The organism is Streptomyces sp. NPDC059788 (assembly GCF_042732265.1).
Classification (GTDB): Bacteria; Actinomycetota; Actinomycetes; order Streptomycetales; family Streptomycetaceae; genus Streptomyces.
Genome location: NZ_JBHWHY010000042.1, coordinates 58,216 through 74,064, shown reverse-complemented (window position 1 = coordinate 74,064; position 15,849 = coordinate 58,216). Strand labels below are relative to the sequence as shown.

The 15,849-nt window shown below is 69.3% G+C and carries 13 protein-coding genes; 9 read left to right on the top strand and 4 right to left on the bottom strand.

All coding sequences use genetic code 11. The features are described from left to right. Positions 1 to 17: 17 nt before the first annotated feature. Positions 18 to 1,016, bottom strand: a complete 999-nt coding sequence (iolC, locus tag ACFV57_RS31390; RefSeq protein ID WP_385239181.1) for a 5-dehydro-2-deoxygluconokinase — start codon at positions 1,014 to 1,016, stop codon at positions 18 to 20. 453 nt (positions 1,017 to 1,469) lie between these two features. Between iolC and ACFV57_RS31385 the strand changes: the two genes are divergently transcribed. From ACFV57_RS31385 to ACFV57_RS31355, 7 genes are all read left to right on the top strand, one after another. After that, positions 1,470 to 2,390: a sugar phosphate isomerase/epimerase family protein gene (locus tag ACFV57_RS31385; protein ID WP_385239142.1), complete on the top strand. Its 921-nt coding sequence runs from the start codon at positions 1,470 to 1,472 to the stop codon at positions 2,388 to 2,390. Positions 2,391 to 2,423: 33 nt separating this feature from the next. Continuing rightward, positions 2,424 to 3,446 carry a Gfo/Idh/MocA family protein gene (locus ACFV57_RS31380; RefSeq protein ID WP_385239140.1) on the top strand — a complete coding sequence of 341 codons (1,023 nt, stop codon included), beginning with the start codon at positions 2,424 to 2,426 and terminating at the stop codon, positions 3,444 to 3,446. A 399-nt stretch (positions 3,447 to 3,845) separates the two neighbouring features. Next, a complete protein-coding gene (locus ACFV57_RS31375) occupies positions 3,846 to 4,709 on the top strand; it encodes a sugar phosphate isomerase/epimerase family protein (RefSeq protein WP_385239138.1) in 864 nt (287 codons plus the stop codon). Continuing rightward, the gene (locus ACFV57_RS31370) at positions 4,706 to 6,184 is read left to right on the top strand and encodes a sugar porter family MFS transporter (protein ID WP_385239136.1); all 1,479 of its coding nucleotides are present in this window, start codon (positions 4,706 to 4,708) and stop codon (positions 6,182 to 6,184) included. Before ACFV57_RS31375 ends, ACFV57_RS31370 begins: the two co-directional genes overlap by 4 nt. A gap of 275 nt (positions 6,185 to 6,459) precedes the next feature. After that, positions 6,460 to 6,663, top strand: a complete 204-nt coding sequence (locus tag ACFV57_RS31365; RefSeq protein ID WP_385239134.1) for a helix-turn-helix transcriptional regulator — start codon at positions 6,460 to 6,462, stop codon at positions 6,661 to 6,663. Between the two features lie 76 nt (positions 6,664 to 6,739). Continuing rightward, positions 6,740 to 7,687, top strand: coding sequence for a 2-dehydropantoate 2-reductase (locus ACFV57_RS31360; RefSeq protein WP_385239132.1), 948 nt, complete (start codon positions 6,740 to 6,742; stop codon positions 7,685 to 7,687). Positions 7,688 to 8,014: 327 nt separating this feature from the next. After that, positions 8,015 to 9,100: a Gfo/Idh/MocA family oxidoreductase gene (locus ACFV57_RS31355; RefSeq protein WP_385239130.1), complete on the top strand. Its 1,086-nt coding sequence runs from the start codon at positions 8,015 to 8,017 to the stop codon at positions 9,098 to 9,100. 100 nt (positions 9,101 to 9,200) lie between these two features. Here ACFV57_RS31355 and ACFV57_RS31350 read toward each other — a convergent pair whose 3' ends face one another. Both ACFV57_RS31350 and ACFV57_RS31345 read right to left on the bottom strand, forming a co-directional pair. Then, positions 9,201 to 10,421 carry a cation:proton antiporter gene (locus ACFV57_RS31350; protein WP_385239128.1) on the bottom strand — a complete coding sequence of 407 codons (1,221 nt, stop codon included), beginning with the start codon at positions 10,419 to 10,421 and terminating at the stop codon, positions 9,201 to 9,203. An 11-nt stretch (positions 10,422 to 10,432) separates the two neighbouring features. Next, positions 10,433 to 11,191: a DedA family protein gene (locus ACFV57_RS31345; RefSeq protein ID WP_385239126.1), complete on the bottom strand. Its 759-nt coding sequence runs from the start codon at positions 11,189 to 11,191 to the stop codon at positions 10,433 to 10,435. Positions 11,192 to 11,422: 231 nt separating this feature from the next. Here ACFV57_RS31345 and ACFV57_RS31340 point away from each other — a divergent pair, with 231 nt between their 5' ends. Together ACFV57_RS31340 and ACFV57_RS31335 are read left to right on the top strand one after the other, a co-directional pair. Further along, the gene (locus ACFV57_RS31340) at positions 11,423 to 11,719 is read left to right on the top strand and encodes a heavy-metal-associated domain-containing protein (RefSeq protein WP_385239124.1); all 297 of its coding nucleotides are present in this window, start codon (positions 11,423 to 11,425) and stop codon (positions 11,717 to 11,719) included. Between the two features lie 5 nt (positions 11,720 to 11,724). Then, complete coding sequence (locus ACFV57_RS31335) at positions 11,725 to 14,034, top strand: heavy metal translocating P-type ATPase (RefSeq protein ID WP_385239122.1); 2,310 nt, start codon at positions 11,725 to 11,727, stop codon at positions 14,032 to 14,034. Positions 14,035 to 14,544: 510 nt separating this feature from the next. Here ACFV57_RS31335 and ACFV57_RS31330 read toward each other — a convergent pair. After that, positions 14,545 to 15,834: a citrate synthase gene (locus ACFV57_RS31330; RefSeq protein WP_385239120.1), complete on the bottom strand. Its 1,290-nt coding sequence runs from the start codon at positions 15,832 to 15,834 to the stop codon at positions 14,545 to 14,547. Positions 15,835 to 15,849 lie beyond the last annotated feature (15 nt).

Sequence of the window (15,849 nt, the reverse complement as noted above, 5' to 3'; positions counted from 1 at the left end):
CGGGCCCCGGCCGGCACTCAGCGAGCGCCGAGGAACTCCTCGACCTCGTCCCGCGTCGGCATGGCGGACGAACAGGCCAGCCGGGACGCGACGATCGCGCCGGCCGCGTTGGCGTACCGCATCATCGGCTCCAGCTCCCACCCGGACAGCAGCCCGTGGCAGAGCGCGCCCCCGAAAGAGTCACCGGCGCCCAGGCCGTTGACGACCTCTACGGGAGTGGGCGGCACCTCGGCGGTACGGCCGTCACGGTGCACGGCCAATACGCCCTTGGGGCCCTGCTTGATGACGGCCAGTTCGACGCCCATGTCCAGCAGCGCCTGCGCGCACCGCTTCGGATCGCGTACTCCGGTGGCGACTTCGGCCTCGTCCACGTTGCCGACCGCGACGGTCGCGTGGGCGAGCGCGGCCTCGTAGTACGGCCGGGCCCGATCCCGCGCCGCCGCACCGGTGACACCGCCGTCGCCGGACGCGCCGCCCTCGCCACCCCAGAACATCGGCCGCCAGTCCAGGTCGAAGACGGTGACGCCCGCCTTGGCGCGCGTCTCCAGTGCGGCGAGGGTGGCGCTACGGCTGGGCTCCTCGCACAGGCCGGTACCGGTGATCCAGAAGATACGGGCCGCCCGTACGGCGCCGCGGTCCAGCTCCTCGGGATGGATGACGAGATCGGGCGCCTTGGGGCGGCGGTAGAAGTAGAGCGGGAAGTCGTCCGGCGGAAAGATCTCGCAGAAGGTGACGGGCGTCGGGTACTCCGTCACCGGTGTCACCCAGCGGTCGTCCACGCCGAAGTCGCGCAGCGCCTGGTGGACGTAGTCGCCGAAGGGGTCGCGACCGGTGCGGCTGATGACCGCCGTACGCCGCCCCAGCCGGGCCGCGGCCACCGCGACATTGGTGGCCGACCCGCCGAGGAACTTCCCGAACGTCTCGACCTGGGACAGCGGCACGCCAGTCTGCAGCGGGTAGATGTCGACGCCGATGCGGCCCATGGTGATCAGGTCGTACGGGTCGCGGTCACGGATCTGGTGGGCTCGGTCGGCATGGCCGGCCGATTCGGTCCCATACACGCCACCGGTCCCGGGCGTCCCGCCGATACCTCCGGCCATTCCGGATGCTCCAGCTGCACTCACTGCTTCAGCAGCTCCGAGTGCTCCGACTGTTCCCGTCTCTGCGGCCTGCCGCGGCTCGGTCATGTGCGCCCCTCCGGTTCGTCACTGAGCACAGGTCTAACCGGGCGGCCGAGACCCTGTCAATACTTTGTCCTTACATTCTGACGTCAGATACGGCGGAAGCGACGCAGCGACGGCGCACCGCCGAGAAACCCCCACCCGAACACGCCGCCACCTCCCCCAAGTCCTTAAGTCCTTATGTCAGGACGAAGTCTTGACACTCCCCTGACCGGGATGGAGGCTGTGCCCCACAACTCAGCCCCGCGCCTCCCGGTCACCGGCGACCGGCGAGAGGAGAGCCGCAGCATGTCCGTTCCCCATGCCGTCCCGCGCGTTCTGGACCGCCTGCGCATCGGATCGGCCCCCGATTCCTGGGGAGTCTGGTTCCCCGACGACGAGCAGCAGGTCCCGTGGAAGCGTTTCCTGGACGAGGTCTCCGAGGCCCAGTACGAGTGGATCGAACTCGGCCCGTACGGCTACCTACCCACCGACCCCGCCGTACTCCACGCGGAACTCGCCCGGCGCGACCTGAAGGTCTCGGCCGGCACGATCTTCACCTCGCTGCACCACGGCCCGGGCGTATGGGACAAGACCTGGGCGCACGTCAGCGAGGTCGCCACCCTCACCCGTGCCATGGACGCCAAGCACCTCGTGGTCATCCCCTCCTTCTGGCGCGACGACAAGACCGCCGAGGAGCTGGAACCGCGCGAACTGACCACCGAACAGTGGCGCCACCTGAACAGCGGCATGGAGCGGCTGGGCAAGCAGGTACGGGAGGAGTTCGGCCTCGACATCGTCGTACACCCGCACGCCGACACCCACATCGACACCGAGGAACACGTCGAGCGCTTCCTCGACGGGACCGACTCCTCCCTGGTCAACCTGTGCCTGGACACCGGGCACTACGCGTACTGCGGCGGCGACAACGTCAAGCTCATCAAGACCTACGGCGAGCGGATCGGCTACCTCCACCTCAAGCAGGTCGACCCGGACATCCTCGCGGACGTGGTCGACAAGGGCACGCCCTTCGGGCCGGCGGTCCGGCAGGGCGTGATGTGCGAACCGCCGCTGGGCGTCCCCGCGCTGCCGCCCGTCCTGGAGGCCGCCCAGGACTTGGACATCGACCTCTTCGCCATCGTCGAGCAGGACATGTACCCCTGCCCCGCCGACCAGCCCCTGCCCATCGCCCGGCGCACCCGCCGTTTCCTGCGCTCCTGCGGCGCCTGAGTCCCCACCGTACGGAGCTAGGAGTTCTACGTCATGAGCCAGCACGCAACGCTCGGCGTGGCGGTCATCGGCACCGGCCGCATGGGCGCCGACCATGTGCGCCGCATCAACCACGTCATCAGCGGCGCGCGGGTGGCCGCGGTCGCCGACATCGACGCGGACCGGGTGAAGCGCATCGCCGACGGCGTCGAGGGGTGTACGCCCTACACGGACCCGGCCGCCGCCATGGCGGACCCGGGCGTCGACGCCGTACTGATCGCCTCACCGGGCGCGGCCCACGAAGACGCGCTGCTCGCCGCGTTCGCGCACGATCTGCCGGTGCTCTGCGAGAAACCGCTCACCCCCGACCCGGCCTCCGCGCTGCGCGTCCTCCAGGCCGAACAGCAGCTGGGGCACCGGCGGGTACAGGTCGGTTTCATGCGCCGGTACGACGCCGACTACCTCAAGCTCAAATCACTGCTCGACCAGGGCGCGTACGGCCGCCCGCTGATGCTGCACAACAAACACCGCAACGCCGGAACACCGCCCGGCTTCACCAACGCCATGATGATCCACGACTCGGTCGTCCACGAGATCGACGTGACGCGCTGGCTGCTGGACGAGGAGATCACGGCCGTACGCGTACTGCGCCCGACCCCCACCGGCTACGCGCCCGACGGGCTCAGCGACCCGCAGCTCATCCTCTTCGAGACCGCCGCCGGTCAGGTCGTGGACAACGAACTGTTCGTCAATTGCGGCTTCGGCTATCAGGTCGGCTGCGAAGCGGTCTGCGAGGGCGGCACCGCCCGGATCGGCGACGACCACGGCGTGTTCGTCAACGCGGCCGGCAAGTGGGGCGGCTCGATCGCGCCGGGCTTCGTGGAGCGCTTCGAGGAGGCGTACGACCGGCAGGTGCAGCGCTGGGTGGACGCTACGCGGCGCGGCGAGGTCGAGGGCCCGAGCTGCTGGGACGGCTACGCGGCAGCGGCGGTGTGCGAGGCGGGCGTACGCGCCCAGGCCGCCACCGGCGAACGCATCGAGGTCGAACTGGCCGAACGGCCGGCGCTTTATCGCTGAAGGGGATAAGCCGGGGGGGTGCGGGAGGGGCGGGGGCTGGATTTGGAGCCGGGGGCCGGGGCCAGGGCTGGCTTCGGGCCGGGGTCCGGGGCCGGGGCCAGCGAGGCCGCTTTTCGGCCGGGGCGCCGCGCCTCGGCCGGGGCGGTGCGGGGTGTGGCTGAGCGGGTCGGCCCGGACTCGGCCTCACTCCTCTCTGCAGAAACGATTCCGAGTAACGCCGCGTAGCTCTGCAATCCCTCACCACCCCTGCTAACAGCCGTCCCCCTCCCGTCACACCTTCACAGCCCCCACAAATCCCATGGCCCACACGGCCCCCTACGCGCACACGGGCACGCCCCTTTCCGCGCGCCCCGCACTCCCGTGCCTCCTCGCAGACCGGTCCCGAAAGGTCTCCCCCTCATGAAGATCGCTCTCGACCCCTACATGTTCCGTCACGTACCGCTGCTGGAACTCCCCGCCCTGGTCGCCGAGCTCGGCTACGAGTGGATCGAGCTGTCGCCGCGCGACGACGTCAACCCGTTCTTCCTGCACCCGCGCATCGACGACGCCACCGTCCGCAAATTCCGCAGGGAACTGACGGCCGCGGGCGTCGGCATCTCCTCCGCTCTCCCCTTGTTCAAGTGGTCCTCCCCGGATGAGGACGAGCGGCAGGCCGCCGTCCGGTACTGGAAGCGCGCCATACAGATCACCACCGACCTCGGCGTCGACGCCATGAACTCGGAGTTCAACGGCCGTCCCGAGCGGGCCGACCGCAGCGAGGGTCAGTTCTGGCGATCACTGGAGGAACTGCTGCCCATCTTCGAGCGGGAAGGCGTCACGCTCGCCCTCGAACCGCACCCGGACGACTTCATCGAGGACGGGCACGCCGCCGTCGACATGATCCGCGGCATCAACTCCCCGCTGGTCTCCTTCCTCTACTGCGCGCCGCACACCTTCCACCAGGGAAACGACGCCCCGGGCATCCTCGAACGCGCCGGCAAACTGACCACGGCGGTGCACCTGGCCGACACCTTCGACCACACCGCGTCCTCCGGCCTGCGCTACATCGTCAACCCACCCGGCTCGGCCGTACGCGTCCACCAGCACCTGGACATCGGGCAGGGCGAGGTGGACTTCGACGAACTCTTCCGCGCACTGGCCGCCAACGGGTTCGACGGCACCCTCGTCTCGTCTGTGTTCGCCTGGGAGGAGCGCGCAGAGGAGTCGTCACGCTTCATGCGCGAGCAGATCGACGCGTACGTCACGAAGAACTGGAGCCGATGACGATGGCCGCGCCCAGCAGACCAGCGGCGCCCACGGATGGGGCCGACCCCGCGGATTCCTCCCCGGCGGGAGCAACAAATGTCCGTACATCCGTACCTTCTTCCGCCGTCTCCCGCAACGCCAGACGCTTCATCGTCGGCATCTCTGTCATCGCCGCCCTCGGCGGCGCCCTCTTCGGCTACGACACCGGAGTCGTCTCCGGCGCGCTCCCCTACATGGAGACGCATTTCGGCCTCACCTCACTCGGCGAGGGCGTCATCACCAGCGCCCTGCTGATCGGCGCGGCATTCGGGTCGCTGGCCGGCGGACGGATGTCGGACGCCCTGGGGCGGCGCAACTCGCTGCTGTGGGCGGGCGCGGTGTTCATCGGCGGCGCCCTCGCCGTGGCGCTCGCCCCCACCGTCGCCTTCATGGTCGTGGCGCGCTTCGCGCTCGGTCTCGCGGTGGGCAGCGCCTCGGTGATCACACCGCTGTACCTCTCGGAGATCGCGCCACCACACATCCGGGGCCGACTGGTCTCCTTCAACTCCCTCATGATCGTCAGCGGTCAGCTGCTGGCGTACCTCATCAACGCGCTTCTCGCCCAGTGGGAAGCATGGCGTTGGATGCTGGGCCTGGCCGCACTGCCCGCCGTTGCCCTGTTCGTCGGCCTCTTCTTCCTCCCCGACACACCTCGCTGGTACATCAGCAAGGGCCGTACGGAGCAGGCCGCGCGTGTCCTGCGGCGCACGCTGCCCCCGGAGGAGGTCGACGGGGAGCTGGGCCGTATCGACCAGGCGCGCGCCCTGGAAGCCGGCGCGCGGCGCGGCGCCTGGCAGGAACTGCGTACTCCCTGGGTGCGGCGCGTCCTGCTCATCGGCGTCGGACTGGCGATCGTCCAGCAAATCACCGGCGTCAACACGGTCATCTATTTCGCGCCGAAGATCCTGGCGTCCACCGGGCTCGGCACCAACGCCGCGATCACCGCCACCATCGCCATCGGCGCCGTCTCCGTCATCGCCACCGCAATCGGGATGTCGCTGATCGACAGGGTCGGACGACGACCGATGCTGATCACGGGCCTTTCCGGAATGACCATCTCACTGGCTCTGCTCGGCGCCTCCTTCCACCTCCCGAAGTCCACCGGCGTCAGCTACCTCGTCCTGGCCCTGATGGTCGTCTACATGGGATTCATGCAGGCGACCTTGAACACCGGCGTCTGGTTGCTGCTCGCCGAGATGTTCCCGCTGAAGGTACGCGGGCTCGCCATGGGCGCCGCGGTGTTCGTGATGTGGCTGGTCAACTTCACGGTGGCGCTGCTCTTCCCGGTCCTTCTCGACGCGGCCGGCGCCGGCGTGACGTTCTGGGTCTTCGGCCTGATGTGCGTACTGTCCCTGCTCTTCTGCAAGCGCTATGCCCCGGAAACCAAAGGGATGGCCCTGGAGGACCTGGAACACGAACTGCGGAAGGCGGCCACGCGGACGACGGAAGGCTAGCCACGGAGGGGAACGGCGCCACGCGGCATGCCACGCCATGGCAGATCACAGACCCCCACCCTCCAACCCCTTCTTCATCCCGTGACAGCGATGCCCCGTTCGTCACAGCTGTCACCATTACGCGGGTCTTCCGTCACAGCCGATCAACAGGCCCTCGCTCCTGCTCACTCTGCGTCGTTCACCGGGGACAAGCTGAGTGATCACCAGACCGCGCGCAGTTCTTCCGTCGGCCCCCCGGGCCGCCACTGCGAGCGGCTGAGGGAGGTGCAAGCCATATGACCGACCGCAGACTCTGGTCGTACAAGGAGATCGCCGCACACATTCGGGTCCAGCCGGACACCGTGCGCTCCTACCGCAAGCACGGGCTACTGCCGCCACCGGATCTGGTCGAGAGCGGCAGACCGTACTGGTTCGCCGACACCATCCGGACCTGGGTCGCCCAACGCCCCGGACACGGCGGACGGCGCGACAAGGACTGATCCCGTTCCTCCCAGGCCCCGCGCAGCCGGTGCGCGGGGCCTCCGCAACCGGTGCGCGAGCACCTAGGCTCGGCGTATGCCACCGATACCCGTACCGCCCGCGCCCCACCGCATCGCCGTGATCGGCGGCGGCGCCATCGGCGGATTCGTGGCGGCACTGGCTCATCTGACCGGGCACGACGTCACGCTGTGCCTGCGCACGCCGCTGGACCGACTCACCCTCGAAACGGACGGCGAGATCATCGACGCCCCCGTACGCTTCGCCGTCGATCCGGAAACGGCCGAGCCCGCGGACTGGGTCTTCCTGACCACCAAGGCCCAGGACACCGCCGGCGCCTCCGGCTGGCTGCGCCGCCTCTGCGGCCCGGGAACGGTCGTCGTCGCCCTTCAGAACGGCATCGACCACGCCGAACGCGTGGCCCCGCACACCCCCGGATGTACGGACATTTTGCCGGCGGTTATCTACGCGGCGTCCGAGTGCACCGCCCCCGGCCAGGTCCGGCACTACGCGGGCAACGAGATCCACGTTCCCGACGGCCCCTTGGCCGCCCGCCTCGCCGATCTCCTCACCGCCGGCCGCCTCAAGGTCGTCCCCGTCCAGGACTTCACGACGACCGCCTGGCAAAAGCTCCTCACCAACCTCGCAGCCAATCCCCTCACCGCCCTCCTCCAGCAGCGCATGGGCATCTTCACCGACCCCGGCATGGCCACCCTCACCCGGGACATCCTGGGCGAAGCTGCCGTCGTCGCGCGGGCCGAGGGCGCGAACGTCCGTGATTCCGACATCGACCACGTACTGGAGATGTACGCGCTGGTCCCGCCGGACGGCGGCTCATCGATGCTCTACGACCGCCTGGCCGGCCGCCCCATGGAGCACGAACACATCACGGGCGCCGTGGTACGAGCCGGAGAACGCCACGGAATCCCCACTCCCCTCAACGGAATGCTGCTCACCCTCCTGCGCGCCGTCGACCGCGAAATCGCCGCCGGGAAAGACACCACGGCGCGATCTACGGGGACGTGAGAACCGGGCCCCCGGCCGGCCCCCTGGCGAGAGCCGGTTAGCGCGTTTCAACACTCGCCCCGGCCGCGCCTCCAGGCGGTCACTCGCCCCCCGTCGCGCTCACTCTAGGCACTTGCCGCCCCACTTCCAGGGCTTGACATACAGATGTCAGGACATGCACGCTACGGCGAAGCTCCGGAGCGCCGAACCCGGATTCGCGCCGCAGGCCGCTCAGGGAGCACCCCAACCGGCGTCGGCGGACTCCAACTTCGCGTTCCATCGCAACAGCCTCGGAACGCTCCGCACGCCGCGCCCCTCAAAGACCCCCCGTCGACAGGGAGCTGGCACATGAAGATCGGCCTCATCGGCACCGGACGCATCGGAGCGTTCCACGCCCAGACCCTGAAGTCCGTGCCCGGCGTGGACAGCATCGTCGTCGCCGATGTCGACGCGGCCCGTGCGCGCGTACTCGCGGACACCCTCGGCGTCGAGGCCTCCGAAACCCTCCCCCAGATGTACGCGAACGGACTGGACGGCGTCGTGATCACGGCCGCGACGAGCGCGCACGCCGAACTGATCCACCAAGCTCTGGACGCCGAGGTGCCGGTCTTCTGCGAAAAGCCGGTAGCACTGGACGTCCCGGGCACGGTCGCCGTCGTGGAACGCGCCGAAGCCTGCTCCGTCCCCGTACAGATCGGGTTTCAACGACGCTTCGACCGTGGCTACCGGGCCGCCCGCGAAGCGCTGCGATCCGGAGACCTCGGCTGGCTCCACACGCTTCGCGCGTGCACCAGCGACCAGTCGCCGCCGCCTGCCGCCTTCATCCCGACTTCCGGCGGGCTCTTCCGCGACTGCGGCATCCACGACTTCGACATCCTGCGCTGGCTCACCGGCCGCGAAGTGGTCTCCGTATACGCACAGGGCGCCAACCGCGGAGACTCCTTCTTCTCCGACGGCGACGATGTGGACACCTGCGCCGCCCTGCTGCGCTTCGACGACGACACGCTGGCCACCGTCACCGCCACCCGCTACAACGGCGCGGGCCACGACGTCCGCCTGGAGGTGTGCGGCTCCAAGGGCGCGCGCTTCGTCGGACTCGACGACCGGGCCCCGCTGCCCAGCGCCGAGCCGCACGTCTCGTGGCAGCAGTCCGCCCCGTACACGACCTTCATGGAGCGCTTCCACGACGCGTACGTCACGGAACTGAGCGCCTTCGTGGACGTGGCCGCCGGCCGTGCGGAGAGTCCGTGTTCGCCTGCCGAGGCGCTGGAAGCGCTCTACGTCGCCGAGGCGTGCGACCGCTCCCGCCGCACCGGCGAACCAGTACAGGTGGCGGATGTTCGCGCCGCTACGAGGGGCACGGGAGCGCGCAACGCCGGGAAACTGCGCGATTCAGCCACCGCCACCGATTCTGCCGCTTCTTCCGGCGCGTAACCGGCCCGGACGTCGCATATCCCACCGGGGCCTTGGCCTCGACCTTGGCCAGCGTCAACCTGCTGCCGCGAAACCGAAGAAGAGCAGCTCGGCGGACGGCTCACCAGGATTCCGACGCGCCTTCCCGCGGCCCCTCCGGTAGCGGTGCCAGCCCTTCCGCCCCGGCCCGCAGCCGCATGGCCACCAGCGGGAAGACCAGTACGGAAATCATCCCCGCGCCCACCATGGCGGCCGCCTCGCCGGCGTCGAGGACTCCGCTGTCCTGGCCGATCGTCGTGATCGCCACGACCAGGGGCAGCGCTGTCGACCCGTACAGCATCAGCGCCGCGCGGTCCTTGCGCCCCAGATCGCGGGGCGCGAGCAGGACGAGCGGCAGTCCGCGTACGACCAGCAGGAGAACGAGGAAGAGCGGGAGCAGCAGGAGCGAGCGGCCGTTCTCGAAGAGGGACGACAAGTCGAACTCGACGCCGGTGACGATGAAGAACAGCGGCACCAGGAAGCCAAAACCCATCGCCTCCAGCCGTCCGAGGATTTCCTGACTGCTGTCCGGCGCGGCCTCGTGCAGCACCAGCCGCATGATGATCCCGGCTGCGAACGCGCCCAGCAGGATGTCCAGTCCGAACACCTGCGAGATACCGAGCATGACGGCGAGCAGCAGGACGAACAGCCGGATGGCGAACTGGCTGCTGCTGTGCAGGGTGCGGGCGATGATCCGGTAGAACCACATGGGGCTGGGCTTCAGGGCCCAGTAGACGGCGCCGGCGGTCAGCAGGGCGAAGGCGAAGAGCAGGATGGTCGATTCGCCGGGGTCGCGTCCGCTGAGCAGCAGCGCCATCGCGATGATGGGTCCGAACTCGCCGACCGCGCCGGTGGCCATCATCACCGAGCCGAAGCGGGTTCCCAGGTCGCCGGAGTCGCGCAGTACGGGCAGGACGGTACCGAGTGCCGTACTGGTGAGTGCGGTGCCGACGACGATTGCCTTGGTGACGTCGCCCGCGGCGAACCCGTAGGCGATGGCCAGGCCGAGGGCGAGCGCGACGATCCAGGCGCAGCCGGCGCGTTTGAGGGTGTCGCCGCGGACCTTGGCGAACTCGATCTCGTACCCGGCGATGAACATCAAGGTGGCCAGTCCGAGGTCGGAGAGAGCGTTGATGACCTCTCCGGAATGCGCCCAGCCCAGGACGTCCGGGCCGATCAGGATGCCCAGCACGATCTCGAAGATGACCAGTGGTACGGGCAGCCAGCGGCCGAGGCCGTAAGCGAGGAGCGGGGCGGCCACGGCGATCGCCATGATCAATACGAGCGTTGCGGACTGCGACATAAGCCGCTTTTCTACCACAAGGTGCAACGTGTTCCCGCTTCACGGGCCGTCCGACCAGGCATCTCTTCCGGCGCACCCTTCCGGACACCGCCAGGCCGAGCTCGCACTTCGGCAGGTTCGTCGCCAGGCTGGACAGGCGCTACACGATCGCCCGCGTCGCCGCTTACGGCGGACACGCCGACGTCCCGTTCTTTGTTGTCGAGGTCCCGAAGCGCACGGCGCGCGCCACACCGGCGCGCCGCCCACTGCGCCGACGCGCCCGCGGCGGCCATCACGGCCGAGACGCCCACACCGATACCGATGGCGTGCAGCGTGTCTTCCGTCGCGACGCTTCCGATGTATCCGAGCCCGACGGAGTACGCCGCCCACACCGCTTCGGCGATCCCGGTTCCGGCGAGGTACCTGCGCACCGGATAGCGCACCACACCCGACGCGAGCGCCCCCACGATCCGCCCACCCGGCAGAAAGCACACCGTCGCAACGAACGGCACGCCGTGGCGCTCCATCTGCGAAGAGGCCCACTCCAGGAGCGCCCGCCGCCATGTCCGGCGGAGCATCCAGGACCGTACGGGACCGCCGAAGCGCCGCGCAACCAGGTGCATCGCCAGGTCGCCGAGGGTCGCGCTGCCGGCTACGACCAGCAGGACGACGGGGAGCTCCAAGGCCCCTCGGGACGCGAGCACTCCAGCGGTCACCAGCAGGGCGGAGTTGGGCACCAGGGGCGGCATGGTGGTGAGCGCCAGCAGCCAGTACAGGGAGAGCGCGTCCATGGCTCCCGCCTCCTCGCCTCCACCTCCGAGGCACACCTCAAGGCTGACGCGCGCCGGGGCACTCGGCAACGGAGTTGAAAGGCGCACGCCTGGCATTCATACCCCCCAGGGGTATAAAGTCGTGATTACCGGGAAGCGCCGGGGACTCTCGGGTTCCCCGACGTCCCACGCCACACGCGCATGTCGGTGAAGACTTCGCGCACGGTGACCACTCGTACCAAGGAGAGACCCATGACTGCCGAACCGACCAACGGCTCCTGCTGCTCCCCCGAGGGCTCCTGCCACTCGGGCGCCACCGACGTCCAGGTGGGCGACGTCACCACCACGTACAAGGTGAGCGGCATGACCTGTGGTCACTGCGAAGGCGCCGTCTCCTCCGAGATTTCCGAGATCCCGGGCGTGAACTCGGTGCAGGCGTCCGCCGCCACCGGCCTGGTGACCGTTGCCTCCAAGGCGCCGCTCGACGAGGCGGCCGTGCGCACGGCGGTCGACGAAGCCGGCTACGAACTTGAGGGTCTGGCGGCCTGAGTCCGATGACCGGTATGACCACGCAGGCGCGGGTCGAGCTCGCCATCGGCGGCATGACCTGCGCCTCGTGCGCGGCGCGCGTGGAGAAGAAGCTCAACCGGATGCCGGGCGTCAGCGCCACCGTCAATTTCGCCACGGAGAAGGCGCGGGTCGAGTACGGCGGCGAGGTGTCGGTGGACGATCTGATCGCCACGGTCGAGAAGACGGGCTACACGGCGCAGCGACCCGCGCCCGCCGAGCCCGCGCAACCGCCCCCGACCGGCGCTTCCGCACGGGATTCCGCCGCGCCGGACACCGCGGGGGACGGTTTTGACTCCCAGGACCGGGAACTGACCGGATTGCGTCAGCGGCTGGCGGTCTCCGCCGCGCTGGCCATTCCCGTCGTCCTGCTGTCGATGATTCCCTCCCTCCAGTTCGACAACTGGCAGTGGCTGTGCCTGACCCTGGCCGCGCCGGTCGTGGTCTGGGGCGCGTACCCCTTCCACCGGGCGACCTGGACGAATCTCCGGCACGGCGCCGCCACGATGGACACGCTGGTGTCCCTCGGAACGCTCGCCGCCTTCGGCTGGTCGCTGTGGGCGCTGTTCTTCGGCGACGCGGGTATGCCCGGTATGCGGCACGGCTTCGACTTCACCGTGGCCCGTACGGAAGGCTCCTCGGCCATCTACCTGGAGGCCGCGGCGGGCGTTACGGCGTTTCTGCTGCTCGGCCGCTATTTGGAGGCGCGTTCCAAGCGGAAGGCGGGCGCCGCGCTGCGCGCGCTGATGGAGCTGGGCGCGAAGGATGTCGCGGTGCTGCGGGACGGGGGCGAGGTGCGCGTCCCGGTGGAGCAGCTGGAGGTCGGCGACCGGTTTGTCGTACGCCCCGGGGAGAAGATCGCCACGGACGGCACGGTCGTCGAGGGCGTTTCCGCGGTGGACGCGTCGATGCTGACCGGCGAATCGGTACCGGCCGATGTGGCTGCCGGTGACAGCGTGACGGGCGCGACGGTGAACACCAGCGGCCGGCTGGTGGTCGAGGCCACGCGGGTCGGCAGCGAGACACGGCTGGCACGGATGGCCGCACTGGTCGAGGACGCGCAGAACGGCAAGGCCGCCGCGCAGCGCCTGGCAGACCGGATCTCGGCCGTCTTCGTCCCCGTCGTACTGCTGGTGGCGCTCGGCACCCTGGCCGGGTGGCTGCTGACGACCGGTGACGCGACCGCGTCCTTCACGGCCGCCGTCGCCGTACTGATCATCGCCTGCCCCTGCGCCCTCGGCCTCGCGACGCCCACCGCGCTCATGGTCGGCACGGGCCGCGGCGCGCAGCTGGGCATCCTTATCAAGGGGCCCGAGGTCCTGGAGTCCACCCGCCGTATCGACACGGTCGTGCTGGACAAGACCGGCACGGTGACCACGGGCCGGATGAGTCTGTACGAGGCCGTGCCGGCACCGGGCGTCGCGGAGGACGAGCTGTTGCGGCTGGCGGGTGCGCTGGAGCACTCCTCGGAGCATCCGGTCGCGCGCGCCATCGCGGAAGGGGCGCGCGAGCGCCTGGGCACGCTGCCCGAGCCGGAACGCTTCGAGAATGCGGCGGGCCTCGGCGTCCGAGGCGTGGTGGAGGGCCGTCGCATCCTTGTCGGACGCGAGCGGTTGCTGCACCAGGACACCGAAGGAGGCGTGGCGTCCGGCGCAATGGCCCTCCCGGAAGCCTTGGCCGCCGCCAGGGACGCCGCCGAGGCCGCGGGGCGGACCGCCGTACTCGTCTCCTGGGACGGGCAGCCCAGGGGCCTGCTGTCGGTTGCCGACACCGTCAAGGAGGGCAGCGCAGAGGCGGTGCGCCGGCTGCGTGCGCTGGGGCTGTCCCCGGTGTTCCTGACCGGGGACAACAAGGCGGTGGCCGACGCGGTCGCGGCCGAGGTCGGTATCGACGAGGTGATCGCGGAGGTGCTGCCCGAGGACAAGGTCGCGGTCGTCGAGCGGCTGCGCGGCGAGGGCCGCAGCGTGGCGATGGTCGGCGACGGCGTCAACGACGCTGCCGCCCTGGCCGCCGCCGACCTGGGGCTGGCCCTGGGCACCGGCACGGACGCGGCTATCGAGGCGGGCGACCTCACCCTCGTACGCGGCGATCTGCGGGTCGCGGCCGACGCTATCCGGCTCGCCCGCCGGACGCTCGCCACGATCAAGGGAAACCTCTTTTGGGCCTTCGGCTACAACGTCGCGGCGATCCCGCTCGCCGCGGCCGGTCTGCTCAATCCGATGATCGCGGGGGCGGCAATGGCCTTCTCATCGGTCTTCGTGGTCAGCAACAGTCTCCGGTTGCGGCACTTCCGCTGACGGATGTGTGCGGCGCGAGATTTTTTCGCCTTCACAATTCCCCTACAACCGACACAACACCCATACAGAAGGGCCTCGATCTCCAGATCGAGGCCCTTGACCGTATTCGCCCAGTTATGGCAAGAGACCCAGATCACAGCGATTGGAACGTAACCATTGTGGGGGGTGGCGAGTCTAACCGTGCGGTGCAGGCACCTCGGCGGGGCCTGTACCGCAACGGCCAGGCTGGTCTTGGGGGACTTTGCCCGGCAACGCGTGGCCGGGGCGACGTGCCCGGGGAGCTTTGAGCGGCCCTCCCGTACGTGCGCGTCCCGGCAGATCGCGCTACTCGCCGTGAAGCGCCCGGACGGATCCCGTGGGGGGAATCCGACCCGGGGAACAAGGGAAGCGCCCCGCGCTCCGGACCCGTGGGGGGATCTGGAGGCGGGGCGCTTTCTGCTGGACGGACCGGCCCGGGCCGCCGTGCGGGCGGCCGGCCGGTCAGCAGCTGTCCCGGATACCGAGAGCGCCTCAGCGCTCCTCGACCGGGACGAAGTCGCGCGAGACGACCCCGGTGTAGATCTGGCGCGGACGGCCGATGCGGGAACCCGGCTCCTTGATCATCTCGTGCCACTGGGCGATCCAGCCGGGCAGCCGGCCGAGCGCGAAGAGCACGGTGAACATCTCGGTCGGGAAGCCCATGGCCCGGTAGATCAGACCGGTGTAGAAGTCCACGTTCGGGTAGAGCTTGCGCTCGACGAAGTAGTCGTCGGACAGCGCGTGCTCCTCCAGCTTGAGGGCGATGTCCAGCAGCTCGTCGGACTTGCCGAGCGCCGAGAGGACATCGTGCGCCGCCGCCTTGATGATCTTCGCCCGGGGGTCGAAGTTCTTGTAGACGCGGTGCCCGAAGCCCATGAGCTTCACGCCGTCTTCCTTGTTCTTCACCTTGCGGATGAAGGAGTCGACGTCGCCGCCGTCGCGCTGGATGCCCTCCAGCATCTCCAGCACCGACTGGTTGGCGCCGCCGTGCAGCGGGCCCCACAGCGCGTTGATGCCGGCCGAGATCGAGGCGAACAGGTTCGCCTGCGAGGAGCCGACCAGGCGCACGGTGGAGGTCGAGCAGTTCTGCTCGTGGTCCGCGTGCAGGATGAGCAGCTTGTCCAGAGCGTTGACCACGACCGGGTCGAGGTCGTACTCGGCGGCCGGCACCGAGAAGGTCATGCGCAGGAAGTTCTCGACGTAGCCGAGGTCGTTGCGCGGGTAGACCACCGGGTGGCCGACCGACTTCTTGTACGCGTACGCAGCGATCGTCGGCAGCTTGGCCAGCAGCCGGATCGTCGAGATGTGGCGCTGCCGCTCGTCGAACGGATTGTGGCTGTCCTGGTAGAACGTCGACAGCGCGCTGACCACGGAGGACAGCATCGCCATCGGGTGGGCGTCCCGCGGGAAGCCGTCGAAGAACCGCTTGACGTCCTCGTGGAGCAGGGTGTGGTACGTAATGTCCTGCTTGAAGGTCGCCAGCTGGTCGACGGTGGGCAGCTCACCGTTGATCAGCAGGTAGGCGGTCTCGACGAACGTGCTGCGCTCTGCGAGCTGCTCGATCGGGTAACCGCGGTACCGAAGAACCCCGTTCTCACCGTCCAGATAGGTGATCGCGGATTTGTACGCGGCAGTGTTGCCATAACCGGAATCCAGGGTCACCAGACCGGTCTGGGCGCGCAGCTTCGAGATGTCGAAGCCCTTGTCGCCGACACTGCTGTCGACGACCGGGTAGCTGTATTCGCCGTCCCCGTAACGCAGTACTACAGAGTTGTCGCTCACGTCATCCCTCACCGA

Bases quoted from the DNA above. Each gene is read 5' to 3' on its own strand.
- ACFV57_RS31385 (WP_385239142.1), top strand. From the start codon at position 1,470: ATGTCCGTTCCCCATGCCGTCCCGCGCGTTCTGGACCGCCTGCGCATC.
- ACFV57_RS31380 (WP_385239140.1), top strand. From the start codon at position 2,424: ATGAGCCAGCACGCAACGCTCGGCGTGGCGGTCATCGGCACCGGCCGC.
- ACFV57_RS31375 (WP_385239138.1), top strand. From the start codon at position 3,846: ATGAAGATCGCTCTCGACCCCTACATGTTCCGTCACGTACCGCTGCTG.
- ACFV57_RS31370 (WP_385239136.1), top strand. From the start codon at position 4,706: ATGACGATGGCCGCGCCCAGCAGACCAGCGGCGCCCACGGATGGGGCC.
- ACFV57_RS31365 (WP_385239134.1), top strand. From the start codon at position 6,460: ATGACCGACCGCAGACTCTGGTCGTACAAGGAGATCGCCGCACACATT.
- ACFV57_RS31360 (WP_385239132.1), top strand. From the start codon at position 6,740: ATGCCACCGATACCCGTACCGCCCGCGCCCCACCGCATCGCCGTGATC.
- ACFV57_RS31355 (WP_385239130.1), top strand. From the start codon at position 8,015: ATGAAGATCGGCCTCATCGGCACCGGACGCATCGGAGCGTTCCACGCC.
- ACFV57_RS31350 (WP_385239128.1), bottom strand. From the start codon at position 10,421: ATGTCGCAGTCCGCAACGCTCGTATTGATCATGGCGATCGCCGTGGCC.
- ACFV57_RS31345 (WP_385239126.1), bottom strand. From the start codon at position 11,191: ATGGACGCGCTCTCCCTGTACTGGCTGCTGGCGCTCACCACCATGCCG.
- ACFV57_RS31340 (WP_385239124.1), top strand. From the start codon at position 11,423: ATGACTGCCGAACCGACCAACGGCTCCTGCTGCTCCCCCGAGGGCTCC.
- ACFV57_RS31335 (WP_385239122.1), top strand. From the start codon at position 11,725: ATGACCGGTATGACCACGCAGGCGCGGGTCGAGCTCGCCATCGGCGGC.